2 pseudogenes are annotated in these 631 nt (G+C 70.2%); one reads left to right on the plus strand and one right to left on the minus strand.

What is annotated here, in order from left to right:
- Positions 1–247 (plus strand): annotated as a pseudogene (locus A5692_RS24745) (UDP-glucose 6-dehydrogenase); the annotation flags it as partial.
- Here A5692_RS24745 and A5692_RS28650 read toward each other — a convergent pair.
- A pseudogene (locus A5692_RS28650) lies at positions 244–447 on the minus strand (UDP-glucose 6-dehydrogenase); the annotation flags it as partial. The pseudogenes A5692_RS24745 and A5692_RS28650 overlap by 4 nt on opposite strands.
- Between the last annotated feature and the right edge of the window lie 184 nt (positions 448–631).

Here is a 631-nt window from a genome sequence, read left to right on the forward strand (position 1 = left end):
CATCCCGTTCTACGAGCCCGGCCTGCGCAAGCTGCTGACCAAGAACCTGGCGGCGGGGCGGCTGCGGTTCACCACCGACTACGACGTGGCGGCCGAGTTCGCCGACGTGCACTTCCTCGGGGTCGGGACACCGCAGAAGAAGGGCGAGTACGGCGCCGACCTGCGCCACGTGTACGCGGTCGTCGACGCGCTGGTGCCGCGGCTGACCCGATCGTCGGTCCTGGTGGGCAAATCGACCGTGCCGGTGGTGAACCGCAGCCGCCCCGCCGCCAGGTTCTTGGTCAGCAGCTTGCGCAGGCCGGGCTCGTAGAACGGGATGTCACCGCCGGAGAGCTTGGCGACCTTCCCCGCGTCGACGTCGACGCCGACGACCTCGTGTCCCAGCTCCGCCATGCCGACGGCGTGGGTTGCACCCAGGTAACCGGTGCCGAACACGGTGCATCGCATATGACCGGTGTACGTCGCCGCCATGAGCTAACTGCATCACCCCGCTGAGCGGGAGGCAAACGGGAGGTGACAGCTGGTCGCCGCGTCGGGCTAGTGGCGCCCGAATCCGCCGTGGCCGCCGCCGAAGCCGCCGTGACCGCCGCCAAAGCCCGGAATTCCGGGGAATCCGCCGCCGCCACCGCCG

This window comes from Mycobacterium sp. E342, assembly GCF_001667665.1.
Lineage (GTDB): Bacteria > Actinomycetota > Actinomycetes > Mycobacteriales > Mycobacteriaceae > Mycobacterium.